The sequence below is a fragment of the Variovorax sp. SG517 genome (assembly GCF_013376045.1).
In the GTDB taxonomy this organism is placed as follows: Bacteria; Pseudomonadota; Gammaproteobacteria; order Burkholderiales; family Burkholderiaceae_C; genus Variovorax.
Map to the genome: position 1 here is coordinate 1 of NZ_JABMJG010000014.1, position 20,146 is coordinate 20,146.

Here is a 20,146-nt window from a genome sequence, read left to right on the forward strand (position 1 = left end):
CGGTTGGACTTGCACTCCCTGACAGCAAGGCGATAACCTGCCAGAGTGTTTCCCATGTCCGCGCACACCTGTTACCCAGGTCCCCGGTCCATACAGCGAAGCAAAGAAAAGTAGGTCGGCCGCCGGGCCGAGACCCGGCCTCGGGAAGCAATCACCCAACAGCGTCCCACCGAGGCAAGGCCAAGGCAAACCCCCTCAGTCCCCAAACAAACGCCCAAAAAACAAAGTCATAAGCTAGCAACAAAGAGTTCGTTGGCGATCCCAACCCCGCCCCCTACATTCCCGGCATGACTGCCGCCCTAACCAGCGAGGTAGACGCCCCCTCGCAGCACTTCGAAGTCCGCCCCTTCCCCGCCCCCGTAGGCGCCGAAATCCTCGGCCTCGACATCTCGAAGCCCATCAACACCGAAGACTTCGCCCGCATCCACAAAGCCCACCTGGACCACCACGTCCTGGTCTTCCGCAACCAGCAGATCACCCCGCAGGAGCACATCGACTTCAGCCGCCGCTTCGGCCCGCTCGAAATCCACGTCCTGCACCAGTTCCAGCTGAAGAACCACCCCGAGATCCTGATCGTCTCCAACATCAAGGAGAACGGCGAGCCCATCGGTCTCGGCGACGCGGGTGTCTACTGGCACTCCGACATCTCGTACAAGCCCAAGCCCAGCCTGGGCTCGCTGCTGCATGCGCAGGAGCTTCCTAGCGAAGGCGGCGACACGCTGTTCGCCGATCAGCATCTGGCCTGGGAATCGCTGAGCCCCGAGCTGCAGCAGCGCATCCTGCCGCTGAAGGCCGAGCACAGCTACCTCGCGAAGTACGAGGAACTACGCGCCAAGAACCCTTGGCGGCCGAAGCTCTCGCAGGCGCAGATCGACCAGGTCGCGCCCGCGGTGCAGCCGGTGGTGCGCACGCATCCTGAGACGGGGCGCAAGGCGCTCTTCGTCAGCGAGCACTTCACGACGCGCATCGTCGGGCTGCCGCAGGAAGAGAGCGACGCGCTGCTCGCCGAGCTGTTCGCGCACAGCGTGAAGCCCGAGTTCGTGTATCGGCACACCTGGGCGCCGCACGACCTGGTGTTCTGGGACAACCGCTCGCTGATGCATCTGGCCGCGGGTACGCCCGACCACCTGCGCCGGCGCCTGAATCGCACCACCATCGTCGGCGACACGCCTTTCTGATTTCCCTTTTCGCTTCCTGATCCAATGAACCGTTTCACCCGCAAAGTCGCGGCGCTCGCCGCCGGCCTCGGCCTTCTGGCCGGCAGCCTCTCCGCGCAGGCCGAAGGCCAGATCCGCATCGCCGAGCAGTTCGGCATCGTCTACCTGCTGCTCAACGTGGCGCAGGAGCAGAAGCTCATCGAGAAACACGCGAAGGCCGCGGGCATCGACGCCAAGGTCGAGTGGGTCAAGCTCTCGGGCGGCTCGGCGGTGAACGACGCGCTGCTGTCGGGCAACATCGAGATCGCGGGCGCCGGAGTGGGGCCGCTGCTCACGCTGTGGGATCGCACCAAGGGCAAGCAGAACGTGAAGGGCGTGGCCTCGCTGGGCAACTTCCCGTACTACCTGGTGAGCAACAACCCGAACGTGAAGTCGATCGCCGACTTCACCGACAAGGACCGCATCGCGCTGCCCGCGGTGGGCGTTTCGGTGCAGTCGCGCGTGCTGCAGTTCGCCTCGGCCAAGCTGTGGGGCGACAAGGAATTCAACAGGCTCGACAAGATCAGCGTGGCGGTGCCGCATCCTGATGCGGCGGCGGCGATCATCAAGGGCGGCACGGAGATCACGGCGCACTTCGGCAATCCGCCGTTCCAGGAACAGGAGCTCGCGGGCAATCCGAATGCGCGCATCGTGCTCAACTCGTACCAGGTGCTGGGCGGGCCGTCGTCGGCGACGGTGCTCTACGCCACGGAGAAATTCCGCAGCGAGAACCCGAAGACGTACAAGGCCTTCGTCGATGCGCTCGACGAGGCGGCGAAGTTCGTCACCGCCAATCCCGAGAAGGCGGCGGACATCTACCTGAAGGTGAGCAACGCGAAGCTCGATCGCGACCTGCTGCTGAAAATCATCAAGAACCCCGAGGTGCAGTTCAAGACCACGCCGCAGAACACCTATCCACTGGCCGAGTTCATGCACCGCGTGGGCGCGATCAAGAACAAGCCGGCTTCGGTGAAGGACTACTTCTTCGACGACGCGCAGAACGTGTCGGGGAACTGATGAGCGGCACGGCGGCGGTCCTCGATTCGCGCGGTGACTCCCTCTCCCATCGGGAGAGGGCGGGGGTGAGGGGGGAGCCTCTGGCATCGTCGCCAACCCTCACCCCGACCCTCTCCCGCGAGCGGGAAAGGGAGCAAGACAGCGCGCCGCTGCTGCAGGTCGACAACGTCAGCCTCGAATATCGCACCCCAGAGCGCGTGGTCCGCGCCACGCACCGCGTGAGCTTCGACGTCCATGCCGCCGACCGCTTCGTGCTGCTCGGTCCCTCGGGCTGCGGCAAGTCGACGCTGCTGAAGGCCGTGGCCGGGTTCATCCCGCCGGTCGAGGGCGAGATCCGCCTCGACAAAAGGCGCGTGGCGCAGCCCGGTCCCGACCGCATCGTCGTGTTCCAGGAGTTCGACCAGCTGCCGCCGTGGAAGACGGTGAAACAGAACGTGATGTTCCCGCTGCTGGCCTCGCGCACGCTCGGCAGGAAGGAGGCGGCCGAACGCGCGCTGCACTACCTCGACAAGGTCGGCCTCTCGAAGTTCGCCGACGTGCATCCGCACCAGCTCTCCGGCGGCATGAAGCAGCGCGTGGCGATCGCCCGCGCGCTGGCGATGCAGCCGCGCGTGCTGCTCATGGACGAGCCCTTCGCCGCGCTCGATGCGCTCACCCGCCGCAGGATGCAGCAGGAGCTGCTCGAGCTGTGGGACGAGGTGCGCTTCACGCTGCTGTTCGTCACCCACTCCATCGAGGAGGCGCTGGTGGTGGGCAATCGCATCGCGCTGCTGTCGCCGCATCCGGGGCGCATGCGCGCCGAGATCAACAGCCACGCCTTCACGCTCGACAGCCTGGGCGGTGCCGAATTCCAGGGCACGGCGCAGCGCATCCACGACATGCTGTTCGAGGAAGAAGGGCAGGCAAGCGAGGAGGCCGCCGCATGAGTGCCGTCGTTCCGCCCATCCGCCCCGAATACGAGCGCACGCTCGAGCCTTTCACCGAAGTGCCGGTCGAACGCCGGCTGCCCCTGGGCGAGCGCATCTGGTCGCAGGCCTGGCTGCGCAAGGGGTTGATCCTCGCCGTCATCGCCGTCCTGTGGGAGCTCGCGGCGCGCTGGCAGGACAACGACCTGCTGCTGCCCACCTTCACCGCCACCGCGGCGGCGCTGTTCGAGGGGCTTGCCAGCGGCGAGCTGATCGAGAAGGTGCGCATCTCGCTGGCCGTGCTGCTGCAGGGCTACGTCGCGGGCGTGCTGCTGGCCTTCGCGCTCACCACGCTGGCGGTGTCGACGCGCATCGGCCGCGACCTGCTGGACACGCTCACCTCCATGTTCAACCCGCTGCCCGCCATTGCGCTGCTGCCGCTGGCGCTGCTTTGGTTCGGGCTCGGGCGCGGCAGCCTGGTGTTCGTGCTGATCCATTCGGTGCTCTGGCCGCTGGCGCTCAACACCTACGCGGGCTTCCAGGGCGTGCCCGATACGCTGCGGATGGCTGGGCGCAACTACGGGCTCAGGGGGCTGCGCTACGTGCTGCAGATCCTGGTGCCGGCGGCGCTGCCGTCGATCCTGTCGGGGCTGAAGATCGGCTGGGCCTTCGCGTGGCGCACGCTGATCGCGGCGGAGCTGGTGTTCGGGGCTTCTTCGGGCAAGGGCGGGCTGGGCTGGTACATCTTCCAGAACCGCAACGAGCTCTACACCGACCGCGTATTCGCCGGTCTCGCGCTGGTGGTGCTGATCGGCCTGCTGGTCGAGAGCCTGGGCTTCAGGACGCTCGAGCGGCTGACGGTGCGCCGCTGGGGGCAGCAGCGCTAGCCTGGCTAGCTGCCGGTCTTCTTCGGCTCGACGGCCTGCCGCAGCGCGCGCAGCTCGCCGTTGAGGAACTCGTTCGCATCGCGCACCGTGCCGTTGGTGAGCTTGACCTTGTAGGCCTGTCCGGTCATTTCGGAGCGCGAGGCGCAGCGCTCGATGAAATCCTCGGCCGTGACCAGTTCCTTCCTGAAGTAGTCGTACTTCGCCTGCATGTGCTTGGCCGCGTCGGCGGCGTTGTATTCGGTGCCGTTGCGCAGGAAGATCATCGAGCTCATCTTCGAGACGCGCTGGATCAGCGTGTCGATCAGCTTGTCTTCGGTGTCGGAGGGTGTGGCGTGGGCCAGCAGGGCCGTGGCGCCGAGCACGAGGGCGAGCAGCGCCGAACGGAGGTGGGTGAAGGAAGCCATTTGTCGTAGTCCCTGGCAAATTTCGGGCCATGCTAGGGCTGGCCGGCCCGGCGTGTCAAACCCCGCCCGGCTCGGGTCTAATCGCAGGTTTTGGCACGCGTTTCCCACTCTTCCATGAGCCCCTCCATTTCCGACCTCTCGCCGATCGCCGAAGCGCTGGCCGATGCCGCCGCCGCCAAGTCGATGCACTACTTCCGCACGCCGCTGGACATCATCACCAAGGCCGACGAAAGCCCCGTCACGCTGGCCGACCGCGCCGCCGAGACGGCCATGCGCGAGATCCTCGGCGCGCGCGTGCCGGCGGACGGCATCTACGGCGAGGAGCACGGCCCCGAGCGGCTGGACGCCGAGCGCATCTGGGTGCTCGACCCCATCGACGGCACGCGCAGCTTCATCACCGGCTCGCCGCTGTGGGGCACGCTGATCGGTGTGCTGCAGGGCGGGCGAGTGGCGCTGGGCATGATCGACATGCCGGTGCTCAAGGAGCGCTGGATCGGCGTGGCGGGCCAGGGTGCCACGCGCGACGGCCAGCCGGTGCGCGTGAGCGGCTGCACCGAAGTGGCCAAGGCCCGCATCGTCACCACCTCGCCCGACATCTTCGCGCCGGCCGACTGGGCCGCCTTCGACAGGCTCAGCCGCCAGTGCGCCATGCGCCGCTTCGGCGGCGACTGCTACGGCTACGCCCAGCTGGCCGGCGGCACCATCGACCTCGTGGTCGAGACCGGCCTGCAGCCCTACGACTACCTCGGCCCGGCCGGGCTGATCGAGGCGGCCGGCGGCGTCATCACCGACTGGCAGGGCCAGCCGCTGGGCCTGAAGTCCGACGGACGGGTGATCGCGGCCGCAACGCCCGAACTCCACCGGCAAGCGATGGCCATTCTCTCGGCCTAGACTCCTGTCCATATGTTTCGCTGGCTGATCGTCGTCGTCCTCGCGCTGGTGCTCATGAGCGGCCTGACCGCCTGGCTGCGCCGCTTCGGCTTCGGACGGCTGCCCGGCGATTTCGAGTTCCGCGCCTTCGGCCGCGAGTGGCAGCTGCCGATCGCGAGCACCATCGTGCTCAGCATGATCGCGTCGCTGGTGGCGCGCCTTCTGTAGGCAGAGCAGAGAAACGAAACAAGGAAAAGACGAACAGCGATGAGAGCCTGCGTAGACATCGGCGGCACCAAGGTGGCCGTGAGCCTTTCCGCTTCGAGCGACGCGCCGCTGATCGGCCGCCGCAGCGAGCCCACGGCCAAGACCGGCGACAACGACGCGGTGGCGGTGCAGATCATGCGGATGATCGACGAGGTCTGCGCGGAGCAGGGGGTCGACCCGGCGACCATCGACCGCGTGGGCGTGTCGTCTGCAGGGCCCTTCGAGCTGCATGACGGCAAGGTCGAGCTAGCGACGCCCAACATCTGCGGCGGCATCGCCGGCCCGGCGCGAGGCCTCCCCAACAACTGGATGACCGCGCTGATCGAGGCCCCGCTGGCGAAGCGCTTCGCCCGCGTGCGGGTCGAGAACGACGCGGTGGCCGCGCTGGAGGCCGAGCGCCACTGGGGCGCGCTCAAGGGCATGGACGACTGCGCCTACGTCACCTGGAGCACCGGTGTGGGCGTCGGCCTGTGCGTGGACGGCCGTGCGCTGCGCGGGAAGAACGGCAATGCCGGCCACGCGGGCCACAGTTTCGTGGTGGACGACGCCAGCGGCGCGCTGTGCGGCTGCGGCAACGTGGGCGACGTCGAAGGTCTGATCGCCGGCAACTCGATCGCTCGGCGCTTCGGCCAGTCCGCGGCCGATCTTTTCAGCTCGGCGGCGGCCGGCGAGCGGCACTCGCTGGAAATCGTCGACGCGCTGTGCCGCGTGATGGGCCGCATGCTCTACAACCTGATCGCCACGCTCGACCTGCAGCGCATCAGCCTGGGTGGCAGCGTGTTCTGGCACCACCGCGACTTCCTGCTGCCGAAGCTGCAGGCGCACGTCGACGGCAAGCTGCCGCCGCTCACGCAAGGTGTGCGCCTTGTCCCCGCAGGCCTGGGCGACAAGGTCGGCGACTACGCGGCGCTCGCGCTGCTCGACTGAACGAACGGACGGTCAAACCCACGCAACCCGGCGAACCATGACCCCACTGCCTCGCCGTCGCTCGTTTGCCTACCTGCTGTGGCTGGTGGGTGGCTTCATCGGCGCGCATCGTTTCTACTTGGGCAGCTACCTCGGCGGCGCGGCGCAACTGGTGCTGCTGATGTACGGAATCGCTGGCCTGTCGGGAGGCCGCTTCGGCCTGATGTTGCTGCTGCCGTGGATGCTGTTCGACCTCTGGTGGATCCAGCAGCGGATGAAGCGGCTGCAACAGCAGGAGCTGGCCGGCGACGACGACGGGGAAGACGAAGCCCCGCCCGCGGCGCGCCAAGCCTCTCGTCGTTCCGCGCCCAGGGACGCCGCCAAGGACTTCGACCTCGCCGCCCTGGCCGAAGCCAACAAGCTGCAGCAGCGCTTCGTGGCCGCCGCCGAGGCCGGCGACTGGGCTCAGGCCGTCGCCATCGGCGATCAGATCGTGGCGGCCATGCGCCGCGTGTTCAGGGGGCCGCACCAGAACCTCGCCATGACCCTGTGCATGCTCGGGCAGGCCTGCTACCAGATCGATGCCTTCGACAAGGCGCGGGCCAGCCTCGAGGAAAGCCTTTCCATCGGCCGCAAGATCGGCATGCCCGCCGAGGACATGGACGTCGCCCGCAAGGCGCTGGACCTGACGCTGGTCGGCATCGAGCAGCGCAAGGCGCGGGGCGCGACCTCCGACGAAGGGGGCGCGCTGCTGAACCTGCTCGACGATCGCGAGGCGCGCTACCGCGACGCGCTCGCCCAGGGCGACCTGCCCGGCGCCGAGCAGCTCTGCGCCGAAGCCGTCGCCGCCAGCCGGCGGCTGCACGCCGGCCCCCACAAGACCGTGGTGCTGCACCTGTCCAGCCATGCCGAGCTGTGCCGCCGGCTGCGCTGGAACGACAAGGCCCAGGCGCTGGCGGACGAGGCGCTCGCGATGATCGGCCAACTGGGCCTGGACGACAGCTGGCGGCGCGGGCCGACCAACACGCTCGCGCTGCTGCACGCCGCGGCCGGCCGGGCCGACGAGGCCGAGGCACTCTACAAGAAGACCATCGCCATGGCGGTCTCCGAGGCCGGGGGCGGCTCCAGCGACGGCGTGGTGCGCGCCTTCAACAACCTGGCCTTCCTCTACGCCGAGTCCGGGCAGGACGTGAAGGCCGAGCTCTGCTATGCCCGCGCCCTGGTGCACCTCGACAAGCTCCCGCCGGGCGAGGGCGACACCGAGCTGCACTCCGACATGCTCAACAACTTCGCCAGCCTGCACATGTCGCGCCGCGACTTCGTCCGTGCGCGCGAGCTGTTCGAGCGCTCGCTCGACATCCAGCAGCGCAGCTGCCGCGGCATTTCCGCGGCGGCCGCCAACGCCCACAACGACCTGGGCCTGATCGCGCAGGAAGAGGGCGACCTGCGCCAGGCGCTCGTGCACTTCAAGCGCACGCTGCTGCTCAACCAGATCTGCACGCCCGACCATTTCAGGAACATCGACAACGCGCAGCGCAACATCGACAGCGTGAGCATCGCGCTCGCCGCCGTCGCCCGCGCGGCTCGCATGGAACCGAGCACATGAGCGTCGGCGCCGCCTTCTACGCCCTCGACCGCTACCGACTGCGCGCGCTGGTGATCGATCCGTCCACCGTCTCGGGCTTCCTGAACTCGCCCGCCGCGCAGGGGGGCCCGCACGACAGCCAGACGGTGGAGCAGGCCTGGGACGTGGTGCGCACGCTGATGCCCGAGGCGGTCGACGGCGAGGAGCTCGACGGCACCGACGGACTGGGCTGCATCTATCTCACGGCCGCCCACGTCGAGCGCGCGGCCCAGCGGCTCGCCGAATGCGACGTGGCCGAGCTCGTCGGCCGCTTCACGGGCGAGCCGGCGAAGTTTGGCGAGCTGTACTGGGCCAAGGTCTGGCAGGACGGCGCGCAGGACCTCGCGGACTTCATGGAAGGCGTCAAGCGCTTCTTCGCCGGCGCAGCCTCGAGGCGCGACGCGGTGCTGTTCTATATCGTCTGAACGGGCCTAGCCCGCCGGCCGCACGGCCGAGACGATCTCGCCGAGCCGCCGCAGGCCGGCCTCGACGGCATCCGAATACGGCCAGCCGCAGTTGATGCGCAGGTAGTTGTCGAAGCGCCCCGAGTTCGAGAACTGCGCGCCCGGCGCCACCAGCATCTGCTCGCGCAGCGCCGCGTCGAACACGTCCACCGACGAGCGCTGCCCCGGCAGTTCCACCCACAGCTGGAGCCCGCCGCGCGGCAGGTTCATGCGGGTGCCCGCCGGGAAGTACCTGGCGATGGCGTCCGCCGTCTGGTCGCGCTGCACGTGCAGCCGCTCGCGCAGCCTGCGCAGGTGGCGGTCGTAGGCGCCGCTCGCGATGTATTCGCCCGCGGCGATCTGCGCCAGCGCCTCGTTGTTGCGGGTCTGGGCGTACTTGAGCATCTCCACCTGCGCATGCCAGCGCCCGGCGGTGATCCAGCCCAGCCGCAGCCCCGGCGCCAGCACCTTGTGCAGCGAGGCGCAATAGATCACGTTGCCCGTGCGGTCCCACGACTTCAGGGCGCGCAGCGGCGCGTCGCTCTCCACGAGGTCGCTGTAGGTGTCGTCCTCGACCAGCGCGATGCCGTGGTTCTCGCACAGGTGCGCGAGCCGCTGCTTGTGGCTGTCGGGCATCATGCTGCCGATGGGGTTCTGCAGGTGCGGCACCACCACCACGGCCTTGATGTCGTCATAGGTGTGGATCGCGAGGTCGAGTGCTTCCAGCGAGATGCCGGTCTGCGGGCTGGTCGGGATTTCCAGTGCACGCAGCCCCAGGCTCTCGAGCACCTGCAGCAGGCCGTAGAAGGTGGGCGATTCCACTGCCACGGTGTCTCCGGGCTTCGCGATGGCGCGCAGGGCGAGGTTCAGCGCCTCGATGCAGCCGTTGGTGACGAGCACCTCGTCGGGCGGCACCGTCATGCCCACGCGCAGGCTGCGCTGGGCCAGCGCCTCGCGGAACTGCTGGTGGCCCTTCTGCGACGAGGCGGTGGTCAGCAGCTCGGGCCGCTGGCGCAGCGCGCGCGTCATCGAGTTGCGTAGCGCCTCCGCGGGATACAGCTCGGGCGCGGCGCGGGCGATCGCGAAGTTGAGCTTCACGCCGGTGTGCCGGCCGCGCGCCATGAAGTTGGCCATGCGCGCGCGCATGCTCACGAACTGCGCCGGGTCGGGCGGCACGTGGGCCACCGGCTCTTCCATCGGCGCGATGGCCAGCCGCTGCGGCCGGCGCACGAAATACCCGGAGCGGTCGCGCGCCTCGACCCAGCCGTCGCTTTCCATGGCGCGGCAGACCTGCAGCGCGGTCGACAGGCTGATGTCGTGCAGCCGCATCAGGCTGCGCAGCGAGGGCAGCCTGTCGCCCTGCTTGAGCGAGCCGGTGTGGATCGCATCCACGTAGTGCGCGGAAAGCTGGCGGTAGAGCGGTAGCGAATCCATGGGGTCGATGTTCCCCGCATCGGGCATCCGAAAACAGATGCAGTTGGTTGGGAAAACGACCATAACAGATGCCTTTGCGCCTCCTCTGTTACGGCTGCAATAGCCATTGCGTGTGCCTGTTTTCCGGGCGCCGGAATTCCTACGATGAAGCCTCGTTCAACCGAGGTTCGCCATGATCACCACCCTCTCCCAAGCGCCCGATTCCATCGTTCTTGAGCCCGGCCAGTCGCTGCGCCTGCCGGTCGATGCAGGCGCGTGGCTGCAGCTGGCCGAAGGGCGCGCCCGCGTGGTCTCGCCGCCCGGCTGGCTGGGCGAGACTGTGTTCATGACCGAGACGCCGCTCGAGGAGGGCGACGTGCACCGGCTGCCGCACGGCGGCTGGATCGAGGTGAGGGCGCTGACGCCGGTGCACCTGAGGGTGCACGCGCCGCTGGCCGCGCAGCGGGCGTCGAGGGCGGCTGCGGCCGAGGCCCGGCCCGTCATGCGGTTCGTGCGGCTGCTGACCGGCTGGTAGCAGCCGCGATCGCTGGGGAGCGCCCGGACTTGCCCGGGCGGGGCTCAGCGCTCGCTCGCCGCCTGGCGCAGCGCATCGAGGAAGCTGCGCCGCCACCAGTGGATGTCATGTTCGCGGATGCGCGACAGCAGCTTCTGGTGCCGCTCGCGCCGCTCTTCCAGCGGCATCTGCAGCGCCTGCTGCACGGTCTGCGCCGTGCCGTGCGTGTCGTAGGGGTTCACCAGCAGCGCCTCCCTGAGCTGCTCGGCCGCGCCGGCGAAGCGCGACAGCACCAGCACGCCCGGGTCGGCCGGGTCCTGCGCCGCGATGTATTCCTTGGCGACGAGGTTCATGCCGTCGCGCAGCGGCGTCACCAGCCCCACGGCCGCCGCGCGGCACAGCCCCGGCACGCGCTTGCGCGCCACCATGCGGTGGATGTAGCGCACCGGCATCCAGTCGAGCTCGCCGTAGTCGCCGTTGATGGCGCCGCACAGCGATTCGAGCTCGCGCCGGATGTCGGCATACGCGTCGACCGTCTCGCGCGTGGGCGAGGCGATCTGGATCAGCGTGGCGCTGCGCCGGTTCTCGGGGTAGTTCGCCAGCAGCTCGCGGAACGCGCGCACCCGCTGCGGGATGCCCTTGGAGTAGTCGAGCCGGTCGATGCCCATGAGCAGCCGGCGCTGCGAGTACTCGCGCTTCATGGTCTCGTACATGTCGCGCGACTCCTTCGCATGCGTGAGTGCGGCGAACTCGTCCACGTCGATGCCGATGGGGAAAGCGGCGGCGCGCACCGTCTGGCCGTAGGCGCGGTACATCTCGCTGCCCAGGTATTCGCCATGGGCCTCGTTGCGCACGTAGTGCTCGAAGTGCTGCACGTCCTGCTGCGCCTGGAAGCCGATCAGGTCGTACGAGAACAGTGAGCGCATCAGCCACTCGTGCTGCGGAATGGCCGCGATGATGATCTGCGGCGGCAGCGGAATGTGCAGGAAGAAGCCGATGCGCTGCCTGCAGCCCATGGCGCGCAGCTCGGCGGCCAGCGGGATCAGGTGGTAGTCGTGCACCCAGATGATGTCGTCGTCCTTCAAGAGCGGCAGCAGCTTGCGCGCGAACAGCTGGTTCACGCGCCGGTAGCCGCCCACGAAGCCGGCGTCGAAGTGCGCGAGGTCCAGGCGGTCGTGGAACACCGGCCAGAGCACGTCGTTGCTGTAGCCGAGGTAGTAGCTGTCGTGGTCCTCGCGGCTCAGGTCGATGGTGGCGAGCGTGACCTTGCCGGCCTGCTGCCTGTGCAGCTCGCCCTCGCCGGTCGGGCCGCCCTCGACGATCTGTCCGCTCCAGCCGAACCACAGGCCGCCGCTTTGCTGCAGGCTCTCGCCCAGCGCCACGGCCAGGCCGCCGGCGGCGGGCTTGCGCGGGTCGGCCACGCGGTTGGAAACGACGACGAGGCGGCTCATGGAGCCTCCTTGCGGAGGCCGCGGGCGAATGGAGTGAAAAGCCGGGGGGCCTGTTTCATATGCACGAATCCCAGGGGGCGGACAGGCGCATGGCCGCGTTGATGATGCCGACCATCGAATAGGTCTGCGGAAAGTTGCCCCACATCTCGCCCGTGACCGGGTGCGTGTCCTCCGACAGCAGGCCCAGCGGGTTGCGCGCCGCGAGCATGGTCTCGAAGATCTGGCGCGCCTCGGCCTTGCGGCCGATCTTGGCGAGCGCATCGATGCGCCAGAAGGTGCAGATGTTGAATGCGGTCTCGGGCTTGCCGAAGTCGTCGGCGGCCTCGTAGCGGCGCATGTAGGGGCCGTCGCACAGCGACTTTTCCATGGCGTCCACGGTGGAGATGAAGCGCGGGTCGCGCGCGTCGATCAGGCCCACTTCCACCATCAGCAGGATGCTCGCGTCGAGCTCGTGCCCGCCGAAGCTCTCGGCGAAGGCCTGGCGCTCCTCGCACCACGACTTGGCGAGGATCTCCTCCTTCATGCGCGCGGCATGCCCGTGCCAGTAGGCGGCGCGCTCCGGCAGCCCCAGCGTGCGCGCGATCTTCGCGAGCCGGTCGCAGGCGGCCCAGCTCATCAGCGCCGAGCTGGTGTGCACGCGCGCGCGGGTGCGCAGCTCCCACATGCCGGCGTCGGGCGTGCCGTAGACCGCCACCGCGCGCTCGCCCACCGCCTCCAGGTGCGGAAACTCCGCCAGCCCCGCGCGGCTGAGCAGCCGCTGGTCGTGGAAGGCCTGCGCCGCGCCCAGCACGATGTTGCCGTACACGTCGTGCTGGAAGTGCTCCTGCGCCTGGTTGCCCACGCGCACCGGGCCCATGCCGCGATAGCCCGGCAGGCCGTCGACGAAGGACTCGGGCAGCTCGCGCTCCAGCCCGATGCCGTACAGCGGCTGTATGTGCTCGCCATGCGAGCCGATCACCACGTTGCCGAGCCAGCGCAGGTAGTCCTCCATGGTGCCCACCTCGCTCAGCGAGTTGAGCGCCCGCACCACGAAGAAGGCGTCGCGCAGCCAGCAGTAGCGGTAGTCCCAGTTGCGCTGGCTGCCCGGCGCCTCGGGAATGCTGGTGGTCATGGCCGCGACGATGGCGCCGGTGTCCTCGTACAGCGAGAGCTTCAGCGTGATGGCCGCTCGGATCACCGCGTCCTGATACTCCAGGGGAATGGCCAGGCGCTTGCTCCAGGTGCGCCAGTAGGAGATGGTCTCCTGCTCGAAGCGGCGCGCGGTGTCGGCGATGCCGTCCATCAGCGTCTCGTCCACGCCGAACATGAAGTTGTATTCGCGCGAGAGCACGAAGGGCTGGCGCGAGAGGATGTGCGAGATCGAGGCGTCGGTGTTCAGCCGCAGCGTCACGTCGGGCCCGACGTAGCGGATGTGGTTGCTGCCGCGCGTGACCTCCACCGGCGCCGACGAGCCCCACTGGAAGCGCGGGTCGAGCGACACGCGCACGCGCGGCGCGCCCGCGATGGGCCGCACGCGGCGCACCAGCATCAGCGGGCGGAAGTAGCGCGAGCGGCTGTAGAAGCGCGGCGCGAAGTCGGTGATCTCGATGCCCTGGCCCGCGCTGTCGAAGAGCTGCGTGCGCAGCACGGCGGTGTTCGGCTCGTACCACTGCTTCGCCTCGGCGAAGTCCTCGATGTCGATGCTCCAGGCGCCGGCATCTTCGCCGGGGTGCAGCAGGGCGTTGAACACCGGGTCGCCGTCGAAGCGCGGCAGGCAGCACCACACGGCGCGCCCGCGCGCGTCGATGAGCGCGCTGTAGGCGCAGTTGCCGATCACGCCCACGTTGAGCGAGGGTTCGGCCGGCGGCGCGAATCCTCGCGGCCCGGGGGCTGCGGCGGCCTGCGCGTCGACCGGCGCGCGGTCGGCGGGGCCGGCCGCGCCCGCCAGCGCCTGGCCGGCGCGGTCCTCGGGCGCCACCGGCAGTTGTTGTTCGCTCATCGGGGGCTCCTGGGTGATTCTTCGGGTTGGCTTGCGGTGTCCTGCGGACGTGCCGCGAGCATGTCGCGCGCCTGCACGAGCCATTCGTACACGGCCAGCGGCGATTCGAGGCGGTGCAGCGCCAGGCTCGGACCGGAGCCGACCTTGATGGCGACGCCGCCGCGCGGCTGCACCACGGCAAAGCCGCTCTCGTCGGTGGTGTCGTCGCCGAGGAAGACGGGCGTGCGGCCCGCGAAGGGCGCCTCGGTCATGAAGGCGTCGATGGCGATGCCCTTGTTGACGCCCGCTGGCTTCACCTCGAACACGAACTTGCCGTGCATCAGCTCCAGCTGCGGATGGTTCGCGATGGCGCGCGACATCGCGTCGCGGCACACCGCCTCCAGCTGCGGCGCGAGCCGGTAGTGCAGGGCGATGGCCGCGTGCTTGCGCTCCACCAGCAGGCCCTCGTGCACGCGCGCGAGTTCGTTGGCGATGTCCAGGACGGGCACGAGATCGGGCGGGCGCTGCTCCTGCATGCGGCCGGCGGCGTCGCGGCGCTGCACCCCGTGCTCGCCGGCCGCGGGCAGCCGCAGCGGCGCGAGGAAACGGTCGATGGAGTCGATCTGGCGGCCCGACACCACGGCGAGCGCGCCGCCCAGCTGGTCGCGCAGGTCGCCCAGCAGGGGCACGAGGGCCGGCGGGATCTCGATGGCTTCAGGCGTGGGCGCGAGTCCGACGAGCGTACCGTCGAAGTCGAGGAAGAGGGCTGCGTCCCGGCCCAACGGAGGTGGCAACTGCGAGGTGTTGCTGGAGGACTTTGGCATCGGGAAAAACCTTAACACGCGCCGTGCGCGGCGCTTGTCGGCGAAAGCCCAATCTCCTCGCGGCCTGCCCCGGGGCTGATTTCGGAACAGCGGTCAGTGAGCCGTTTCCGTCTCCGCCTGGGGGACCAGCTCGGCGAGCACGCCCAGCAGCGCCGCGGCGTTCACCGGCTTGAACAGCACCGGCACGCCCGAGGCGCGCACGCGCTGCAGCCGCTCGGGCGAGGTCTCGCCTGTCACCAGCAGCAGCGGCGCCTGCAGGTCGAAGCGGCGCTGCAGCCGCCGGCCGACGTCGAGCCCGTTGTCGCCGTCGGCGAGGCGGTAGTCGCACACCAGCAGCACGAACGGGTGCTCGCGCGTGACGGGCCGGGCGAGCAGCTCGGCGGCTTCGGCCTCGTCGGACGCGGCCTCCACCGCGAGGCCGTGGGCCTGGAAGAAGCCGGCCATGGCCTCTCGCACTTCCGCCTCATCGTCGATCAGCAGGATGCGTCCGCGTGCTGCCAGGGGCGTTCGCACGGTGCGCGCCGGATCGGGCATGGCCTCGCCGGCGAAGGGCGGGGCAAAACCCGCGGCGGGCGCCGTCGCCTCGTCCGCGCCGGAGGCCGGCAGCTGAAGGCGGAAGCGGCTGCCGCGGTCCGGGCGCGACTTCAGCTGCACCGGGTGCCCCAGGAGCCGCGAGAGCCGCTGCACGATCGACAGGCCGATGCCCAGGCCCTGCGTGCGGTCGCGGCCCGGGTTGTGCACCTGGTAGTACTCCTCGAACACGCGCTCCTGCTGCTCGGGCGCGATGCCGATGCCGGTGTCGAACACCTCGATCCACACCATGTCGCCCCGCGCGCGGGCTCGCACCGCGACGCCGCCGTGTGCCGTGTACTTCAGCGCGTTGTCGACGAGGTTCGAGAGCATGCGGTACAGCAGCTGTGGGTCGCTGCGCACCCACAGGCCGCTGGCCTGCACGCGCAGCTGGAGCTGCCGCTGCTCGGCTCGCGCCGCGAACATGTGGTTGAGCGAGCGGAACAGCGCGTCGAGCGGCACGGGCACCACGGTGGGAGTGACCACGCCCGCGTCGAGGCGCGACACGTCGAGCATGGTGTCCAGCGAATTGCCCAGCGCGTTCACCGCGCGCATCAGCTGCCGCGCATTGCGCCCGCCGTGGTGCTCGCGCAGCTCGTTTTCCAGCGCGGCGCCGAACAGGGCGATCGCGTGCAGCGGCTGGCGCAGGTCGTGGCTGGCGGTCGCGAGGAAGCGCGTCTTCTCCGCGCTCGCGCGCTCGGCCACGGCGATCTGCCTGCCGAGCTGTCCGGCCAGCGCCTCGTTCTCGAAGCGCAGCACCAGCGAGTCGGTCAGAAGCCTGTGCTGCTGGTTGCCCACGCGCAGCGTGAACAGCAGGTAGCCCAGGCTGAAGAGCGCGAGGAAGAAGTGCATCGCGTCGCCCTGCCAGGCCAGTACGGCGATCAGGCTCAGCATCATCGGCAGGGTGTAGCCGTACAGCGCGGGCCTGAGCGGCCACAGCAGCTGCATGGCGCGGGCGCAACTGCCGATGATGACCACCGTCACCACCGAGGTCACGGGCAGGTCGTCGGGCGAGATGAACAGCAGCGGCGCGCTCGCCATGCCCACGCCCACGGCGGTGACGGTGCGCGAGTGCCGGCGCGCCCAGCGCCTGGTGTCGGCGAGCGGCACGCCCGGGTGCCAGCGCGGCATGAGGAAGAGGAACAGTCCGAGCGAGAGATGCACCGCCATCCAGACCAGGATCCAGGTGCGCGGCTGGTGCACGTACATGGCGGTGCCCAGCGCCGCGCCCAGGCCGAAGTGCACGAACACCGACGCGTTGTAGGCCGCGTACACCGAGGCCACGTGCTCGCGCAGCACGCGCAGGGCCAGTTCGTCCGGCCCCGCGGGGAGGGGGAAGTCGGCGGATTCGCGTGACGGCTGCGGCGCGGTGGCATTCACCCGGCCGATGCTAGCGAGCGGGCCTGCACCGGGAAGTGCCAGAAGTCATGTCCCGGCGGGCAGCCTTCAGGAGATGTTCAGGCGAGCGATGCGGCGACAGCCTCCACACGTGCCCGGTGGATGGCCTCGCCGATCTTCGGTCCGGCGGCGCCGGACTGCTGGGCGGCCCTGGCCACCACGTCGGTGGGTACGGCCGCCGCCGTGGCCAGCACCGCGAGCAGGCGCTGGCGCGGCGCGTAGGGTGCGTCGCTGGCGCTGCGCGCATCGCACTCGCAGGCCTGCAGCGCCTCGGCGAAGCGCGCCGGCTTGCGGAAGGCATCGCAGCGCTCCAGCAGTCGGACCAGGCCGGCGGCGTCGAGCGCGCCGCTGCCGTCGATGTGGCCGTGTTCGCGCGCCACCACCTCGGCCAGTTCGCGGATCTCCACCGGCACGCGCCAGCGTTCGCACACCGCATGCAGCGCCTTCAGACCGGAAGGCCCGCTCCGGCCGAGGCCACCGGTCAGGCAGGCGAAGCGCACGGCCAGCGGCGCCTCCTGCCGCGCGGCGAGGTCGATCGACCGCATGGTTCGTGCGTCCGCTTCGATCTCGGGCAGCAGCACCGCCAGCGCACCGCACTCGCGCAGCACTTCGAACATGCGGGAAGGGCGCGTTTCCATCAGGCCGCGCGACAGCTCCTGCCACACGCGCTCCGGCACGAGCGCGTCGACTTCGCCGGCCGCCACCATCTCGCGCATCAGCGCCATGGTTTCCGGCGCCACGCCGAAATCGTCGAAGCGGGCGGCGAAGCGCGCCACGCGCAGGATGCGCACCGGGTCCTCGCGGAAGGCGTCGGTCACGTGGCGCAGCACCTTGTCGCGCAGGTCGCGCTGGCCGTGGAAGGGGTCGGCCAGGGTCTCGGGCGTGGGCTCGAAGCGGCCGTCGGCACCCACCAGCTCGGCCGGCAGCGCGATGGCGTTGACGGTGAGGTCGCGGCGCGCAAGGTCCTGTTCGAGCGTGACGTCGGGCGCCGCGTGCACGGTGAAGCCGCGATAGCCCGGCGCGCTCTTGCGCTCGGTGCGGGCGAGCGCGTATTCCTCGCGCGTCCGGGGGTGCAGGAACACCGGAAAGTCGCGCCCCACGGGCAGGTAGCCGCGCGCCACCATTTCCTCGGGCGTGGCGCCGACCACCAGCCAGTCGTGGTCGGATACCGGGCGGTCCAGCAGGCGGTCGCGCAGCGCGCCGCCGACGAGAAAGATCTTCATGGCCGCAGTGTAGGGATACTCCCCGGATTGAAAATAGAACGGTCGTTCGATAATCTGGCGACCGGACCGGGCAATCTGTCGTCATGCGGAAGATTTACAGCGGCGGTCACAGCCGATGCCCGCATCCGTAGAGGGATATTTCAATACAAAGGAGTAATTCTCATCATGAAGAAAACAACGATTGCGCTTGCAGCCCTGGGCGCCCTGGCGTCCGGCAGCGCGATGGCGCAACAGGCCGGCGACTGGGTCGTCGGTGCAGGGTGGTTCCATCTGTCACCGCAGGATTCGAGCAAGCCGCTGACCGTGACTTCGCCCATTCCGAGCGTGCTGGCCGGTTCCGGTGCCAGCGTGAGCGACTCCGACACCCTCGGTCTCAGCGCCACCTATTTCCTGGACAGCCACTGGGCGGTGGAAGGCGTGTTCGGCGTGCCCCCGAAGTTCAAGCTCAACGGCACCGGCACCCTCGGGCGCGTGGGGCAACTCGGCGAGGCCCGCCAGTGGAGCCCGACGATCCTGGGCAAGTATTTCTTCAACGAAGCCAACGACGCCTTCCGTCCCTTCGTGGGCCTGGGTGCCACCTATGTCTGGTACAGCGACGTCAAGCTGACCCCGAACCTGCAGGGCGCGCTGGCCTCGCAGTTCCACCAGTCGCCCTTCGCCGTGAACACCACGGCCAAGCTCGACAGCTCTTTCGCGCCGGTGATCAACGTGGGCGCCGCCTACCAGTTCGACAAGCACTGGGGCATCTCGTTCTCGGTGTCGTACATCCCCCTGAAGACCAAGGCCAAGCTGACGACCACCTCGGTCTACGGCCTGCCCGTGGCCACCAGCGAGGCCAGCCTGAAGCTGAACCCGATCGTCACCTACGTGTCGGCGACGTACAGGTTCTGATCCCCCGCCGAGGCGGCAGTCCTGGCCTTTCGAAGAGCCCTATCGCCCCGTGCGGTAGGGCTCTTCGAATTGCAGGAAGTCCTTTTCCGCGAGCCCCGCATCGATCCAGGCCTTGACGCCCGGCAGCGCCTGCACGCGTTCGATGTAGGCCGTGATGTGCGCCGGCACTGGCAGGCCGTAGGTCTTGATGCGGGTGCCGACCGGCGCGAAGTAGGCGTCGGCGATGCCGAACTCGCGCCCGAACAGCATCGGGCCGCCATGCGCGTCGAGCAGGCCGCCCCACATCTGCACGATGCGCGCGAGGTCGCTGGCGACTTCGGGCACTTCCTTCATCAGCCGCGCGCCCACCTCGGGCAGCGAGGCTTCGAGGTTCATGCCGCAGTGGTTGCGAAGGCCGCCGAAGCCCGAGTGCATCTCGGCGCAGACGCTGCGGGCGCGCGCCCGGTCGGCCGCGGCGCGGGGCCAGAGCTGCTTCTCGGGAAAGGTCTCGGCGAGGTATTCGGAGATGGCCAGCGTGTCCCAGATGACGAGGCCGTCGTCTTCCACCAGCACTGGCACCTTGGCCACCGGGTTCAGCGCGCCGATGGTGTGCTTGAACTGCGAGTCGGCCTCGAAGGAATCGAAGCGCACGGCGACTTCCTCGAAGTCGATGCCGGCCTGCTTCATCAGCACCCAGGGCCGCATGGACCATGACGAGTAGTTCTTGTTGCCGACGTAGAGCTTGCGCATGAGGGATCTCCGGTCCGTTGCGGGGTTTGAAACAAAGCCTTCGATGCTAGCCGTGCGCCGGAGGGCGATTGATGCCGAACGAGGCGCCAATTGATGCAGTGGCGCGCTGTCAGTGCCGGCGGCTGCCGTCCTTGCCGCTCCCGTTCTGCTTCTTCGGCCCGGACACGCGCTCGACGAGGCTCACCAGGCGCGGCACCAGCGCCAGCACGGCGAGCGCGAGCAGCGCGCTCGCCACGGCCGTCACCTCGCGGCCGAGCCCGCAGGCCATGCCGATGGCGGCCGTCATCCACAGGCCGGCGGCCGTGGTCAGGCCCTGCACGTGGCTCTCGTCCTTGCCCTGCTTGAGGATGGTGCCGGCGCACAGGAAGCCCACGCCCGCCACCAGCCCCTGTATGACGCGGCTCATGTCGGCCGGCACGATGCCGGTCTGCTGCGGGATCAGCACGAACAGCGCCGATCCGATCGCCACCAGCATGTGTGTGCGCACGCCGGCGGCCTTGCCCTGCTGCTCGCGCTCGAAGCCGAGTGCGAAGCCCAGCGCGCCCGCGAGCGTGAGGCGCAGCACGATGCGCGTGAGCTGGGCGACGTCGCCCGCATCCGAGAACTCGGACGCGATGGTGTCGAGGACTTCGTCGCGCCAGCTCATGTCAGATGGCT

The 20,146-nt window shown here is 69.3% G+C and carries 20 protein-coding genes; 11 read left to right on the forward strand and 9 right to left on the reverse strand.

Annotation, left to right across the window (positions count from 1 at the left end; all coding sequences use genetic code 11):
- Positions 1 to 287 precede the first annotated feature (287 nt).
- The 4 genes from FHT32_RS31530 to FHT32_RS31545 all read left to right on the forward strand — a co-directional run bounded on the left by FHT32_RS31530 (position 288) and on the right by FHT32_RS31545 (position 4,005).
- Positions 288 to 1,178, forward strand: coding sequence for a TauD/TfdA family dioxygenase (locus tag FHT32_RS31530; protein ID WP_176668488.1), 891 nt, complete (start codon positions 288 to 290; stop codon positions 1,176 to 1,178).
- Positions 1,179 to 1,202: 24 nt separating this feature from the next.
- On the forward strand, positions 1,203 to 2,213 hold the full coding sequence (locus tag FHT32_RS31535; RefSeq protein ID WP_176668489.1) for an ABC transporter substrate-binding protein: 1,011 nt from the start codon (positions 1,203 to 1,205) through the stop codon (positions 2,211 to 2,213).
- 80 nt (positions 2,214 to 2,293) lie between these two features.
- Positions 2,294 to 3,139 carry an ABC transporter ATP-binding protein gene (locus FHT32_RS31540; RefSeq protein WP_371132305.1) on the forward strand — a complete coding sequence of 282 codons (846 nt, stop codon included), beginning with the start codon at positions 2,294 to 2,296 and terminating at the stop codon, positions 3,137 to 3,139.
- Positions 3,136 to 4,005 (forward strand): ABC transporter permease, encoded by an 870-nt coding sequence (locus FHT32_RS31545; protein ID WP_176668490.1) that lies wholly within the window; start codon positions 3,136 to 3,138, stop codon positions 4,003 to 4,005. Before FHT32_RS31540 ends, FHT32_RS31545 begins: the two co-directional genes overlap by 4 nt.
- 5 nt (positions 4,006 to 4,010) lie before the next feature.
- Here the strand turns inward: FHT32_RS31545 and FHT32_RS31550 are convergent, their stop codons facing one another.
- On the reverse strand, positions 4,011 to 4,409 hold the full coding sequence (locus tag FHT32_RS31550) for a DUF5329 family protein (protein WP_176668491.1): 399 nt from the start codon (positions 4,407 to 4,409) through the stop codon (positions 4,011 to 4,013).
- 114 nt (positions 4,410 to 4,523) lie between these two features.
- Here FHT32_RS31550 and hisN point away from each other — a divergent pair, with 114 nt between their 5' ends.
- From hisN to FHT32_RS31575, 5 genes are read left to right on the forward strand one after another with little or no spacing between them, the layout of a single operon-like run.
- Positions 4,524 to 5,300 carry a histidinol-phosphatase gene (hisN, locus tag FHT32_RS31555; protein ID WP_176668492.1) on the forward strand — a complete coding sequence of 259 codons (777 nt, stop codon included), beginning with the start codon at positions 4,524 to 4,526 and terminating at the stop codon, positions 5,298 to 5,300.
- A gap of 12 nt (positions 5,301 to 5,312) precedes the next feature.
- Positions 5,313 to 5,507: a DUF2905 domain-containing protein gene (locus FHT32_RS31560; protein WP_176668493.1), complete on the forward strand. Its 195-nt coding sequence runs from the start codon at positions 5,313 to 5,315 to the stop codon at positions 5,505 to 5,507.
- A gap of 39 nt (positions 5,508 to 5,546) precedes the next feature.
- On the forward strand, positions 5,547 to 6,473 hold the full coding sequence (locus tag FHT32_RS31565; RefSeq protein WP_176668494.1) for an ROK family protein: 927 nt from the start codon (positions 5,547 to 5,549) through the stop codon (positions 6,471 to 6,473).
- A gap of 37 nt (positions 6,474 to 6,510) precedes the next feature.
- Complete coding sequence (locus FHT32_RS31570) at positions 6,511 to 8,058, forward strand: tetratricopeptide repeat protein (protein ID WP_176668495.1); 1,548 nt, start codon at positions 6,511 to 6,513, stop codon at positions 8,056 to 8,058.
- Positions 8,055 to 8,501, forward strand: coding sequence for a DUF1877 family protein (locus FHT32_RS31575; protein ID WP_176668496.1), 447 nt, complete (start codon positions 8,055 to 8,057; stop codon positions 8,499 to 8,501). The genes FHT32_RS31570 and FHT32_RS31575 overlap by 4 nt, the downstream gene beginning before the upstream one ends.
- 6 nt (positions 8,502 to 8,507) lie before the next feature.
- Here FHT32_RS31575 and FHT32_RS31580 read toward each other — a convergent pair whose 3' ends face one another.
- Entirely contained in the window at positions 8,508 to 9,953 is a 1,446-nt protein-coding gene (locus FHT32_RS31580; protein WP_176668497.1) for a PLP-dependent aminotransferase family protein, read from the reverse strand.
- Positions 9,954 to 10,125: 172 nt separating this feature from the next.
- On the opposite strand from FHT32_RS31580, the gene FHT32_RS31585 reads away from it, so the two are divergent.
- Positions 10,126 to 10,467, forward strand: a complete 342-nt coding sequence (locus tag FHT32_RS31585) for a hypothetical protein (protein ID WP_176668498.1) — start codon at positions 10,126 to 10,128, stop codon at positions 10,465 to 10,467.
- Positions 10,468 to 10,511: 44 nt separating this feature from the next.
- Here the strand turns inward: FHT32_RS31585 and otsA are convergent, their stop codons facing one another.
- From otsA to FHT32_RS31610, 5 genes are all read right to left on the reverse strand, one after another.
- A complete protein-coding gene (gene otsA / locus FHT32_RS31590; RefSeq protein ID WP_176668499.1) occupies positions 10,512 to 11,897 on the reverse strand; it encodes an alpha,alpha-trehalose-phosphate synthase (UDP-forming) in 1,386 nt (461 codons plus the stop codon).
- Between the two features lie 55 nt (positions 11,898 to 11,952).
- Positions 11,953 to 13,875: a glycoside hydrolase family 15 protein gene (locus FHT32_RS31595; protein ID WP_176668500.1), complete on the reverse strand. Its 1,923-nt coding sequence runs from the start codon at positions 13,873 to 13,875 to the stop codon at positions 11,953 to 11,955.
- Positions 13,872 to 14,678, reverse strand: coding sequence for a trehalose-phosphatase (otsB, locus tag FHT32_RS31600; RefSeq protein ID WP_176668501.1), 807 nt, complete (start codon positions 14,676 to 14,678; stop codon positions 13,872 to 13,874). The genes FHT32_RS31595 and otsB overlap by 4 nt, the downstream gene beginning before the upstream one ends.
- A 93-nt stretch (positions 14,679 to 14,771) precedes the next feature.
- The gene (locus FHT32_RS31605; protein WP_176668502.1) at positions 14,772 to 16,628 is read right to left on the reverse strand and encodes a hybrid sensor histidine kinase/response regulator; all 1,857 of its coding nucleotides are present in this window, start codon (positions 16,626 to 16,628) and stop codon (positions 14,772 to 14,774) included.
- Between the two features lie 77 nt (positions 16,629 to 16,705).
- A complete protein-coding gene (locus FHT32_RS31610) occupies positions 16,706 to 17,869 on the reverse strand; it encodes a multifunctional CCA addition/repair protein (RefSeq protein ID WP_176668503.1) in 1,164 nt (387 codons plus the stop codon).
- Between the two features lie 165 nt (positions 17,870 to 18,034).
- On the opposite strand from FHT32_RS31610, the gene FHT32_RS31615 reads away from it, so the two are divergent.
- On the forward strand, positions 18,035 to 18,760 hold the full coding sequence (locus FHT32_RS31615; RefSeq protein ID WP_176668504.1) for an OmpW family protein: 726 nt from the start codon (positions 18,035 to 18,037) through the stop codon (positions 18,758 to 18,760).
- Between the two features lie 39 nt (positions 18,761 to 18,799).
- Here the strand turns inward: FHT32_RS31615 and FHT32_RS31620 are convergent, their stop codons facing one another.
- Together FHT32_RS31620 and FHT32_RS31625 are read right to left on the reverse strand one after the other, a co-directional pair.
- The gene (locus FHT32_RS31620) at positions 18,800 to 19,489 is read right to left on the reverse strand and encodes a glutathione S-transferase family protein (RefSeq protein ID WP_176668505.1); all 690 of its coding nucleotides are present in this window, start codon (positions 19,487 to 19,489) and stop codon (positions 18,800 to 18,802) included.
- Between the two features lie 109 nt (positions 19,490 to 19,598).
- Positions 19,599 to 20,135, reverse strand: coding sequence for an MgtC/SapB family protein (locus FHT32_RS31625; RefSeq protein WP_176668506.1), 537 nt, complete (start codon positions 20,133 to 20,135; stop codon positions 19,599 to 19,601).
- Between the last annotated feature and the right edge of the window lie 11 nt (positions 20,136 to 20,146).

Coding starts and splice junctions, on each gene's coding strand:
- FHT32_RS31530 (WP_176668488.1), top strand. CDS start 288: ATGACTGCCGCCCTAACCAGCGAGGTAGACGCCCCCTCGCAGCACTTC.
- FHT32_RS31535 (WP_176668489.1), top strand. CDS start 1,203: ATGAACCGTTTCACCCGCAAAGTCGCGGCGCTCGCCGCCGGCCTCGGC.
- FHT32_RS31545 (WP_176668490.1), top strand. CDS start 3,136: ATGAGTGCCGTCGTTCCGCCCATCCGCCCCGAATACGAGCGCACGCTC.
- FHT32_RS31550 (WP_176668491.1), bottom strand. CDS start 4,409: ATGGCTTCCTTCACCCACCTCCGTTCGGCGCTGCTCGCCCTCGTGCTC.
- hisN (WP_176668492.1), top strand. CDS start 4,524: ATGAGCCCCTCCATTTCCGACCTCTCGCCGATCGCCGAAGCGCTGGCC.
- FHT32_RS31560 (WP_176668493.1), top strand. CDS start 5,313: ATGTTTCGCTGGCTGATCGTCGTCGTCCTCGCGCTGGTGCTCATGAGC.
- FHT32_RS31565 (WP_176668494.1), top strand. CDS start 5,547: ATGAGAGCCTGCGTAGACATCGGCGGCACCAAGGTGGCCGTGAGCCTT.
- FHT32_RS31570 (WP_176668495.1), top strand. CDS start 6,511: ATGACCCCACTGCCTCGCCGTCGCTCGTTTGCCTACCTGCTGTGGCTG.
- FHT32_RS31575 (WP_176668496.1), top strand. CDS start 8,055: ATGAGCGTCGGCGCCGCCTTCTACGCCCTCGACCGCTACCGACTGCGC.
- FHT32_RS31580 (WP_176668497.1), bottom strand. CDS start 9,953: ATGGATTCGCTACCGCTCTACCGCCAGCTTTCCGCGCACTACGTGGAT.
- FHT32_RS31585 (WP_176668498.1), top strand. CDS start 10,126: ATGATCACCACCCTCTCCCAAGCGCCCGATTCCATCGTTCTTGAGCCC.
- otsA (WP_176668499.1), bottom strand. CDS start 11,897: ATGAGCCGCCTCGTCGTCGTTTCCAACCGCGTGGCCGACCCGCGCAAG.
- FHT32_RS31595 (WP_176668500.1), bottom strand. CDS start 13,875: ATGAGCGAACAACAACTGCCGGTGGCGCCCGAGGACCGCGCCGGCCAG.
- otsB (WP_176668501.1), bottom strand. CDS start 14,678: ATGCCAAAGTCCTCCAGCAACACCTCGCAGTTGCCACCTCCGTTGGGC.
- FHT32_RS31610 (WP_176668503.1), bottom strand. CDS start 17,869: ATGAAGATCTTTCTCGTCGGCGGCGCGCTGCGCGACCGCCTGCTGGAC.
- FHT32_RS31615 (WP_176668504.1), top strand. CDS start 18,035: ATGAAGAAAACAACGATTGCGCTTGCAGCCCTGGGCGCCCTGGCGTCC.
- FHT32_RS31620 (WP_176668505.1), bottom strand. CDS start 19,489: ATGCGCAAGCTCTACGTCGGCAACAAGAACTACTCGTCATGGTCCATG.
- FHT32_RS31625 (WP_176668506.1), bottom strand. CDS start 20,135: ATGAGCTGGCGCGACGAAGTCCTCGACACCATCGCGTCCGAGTTCTCG.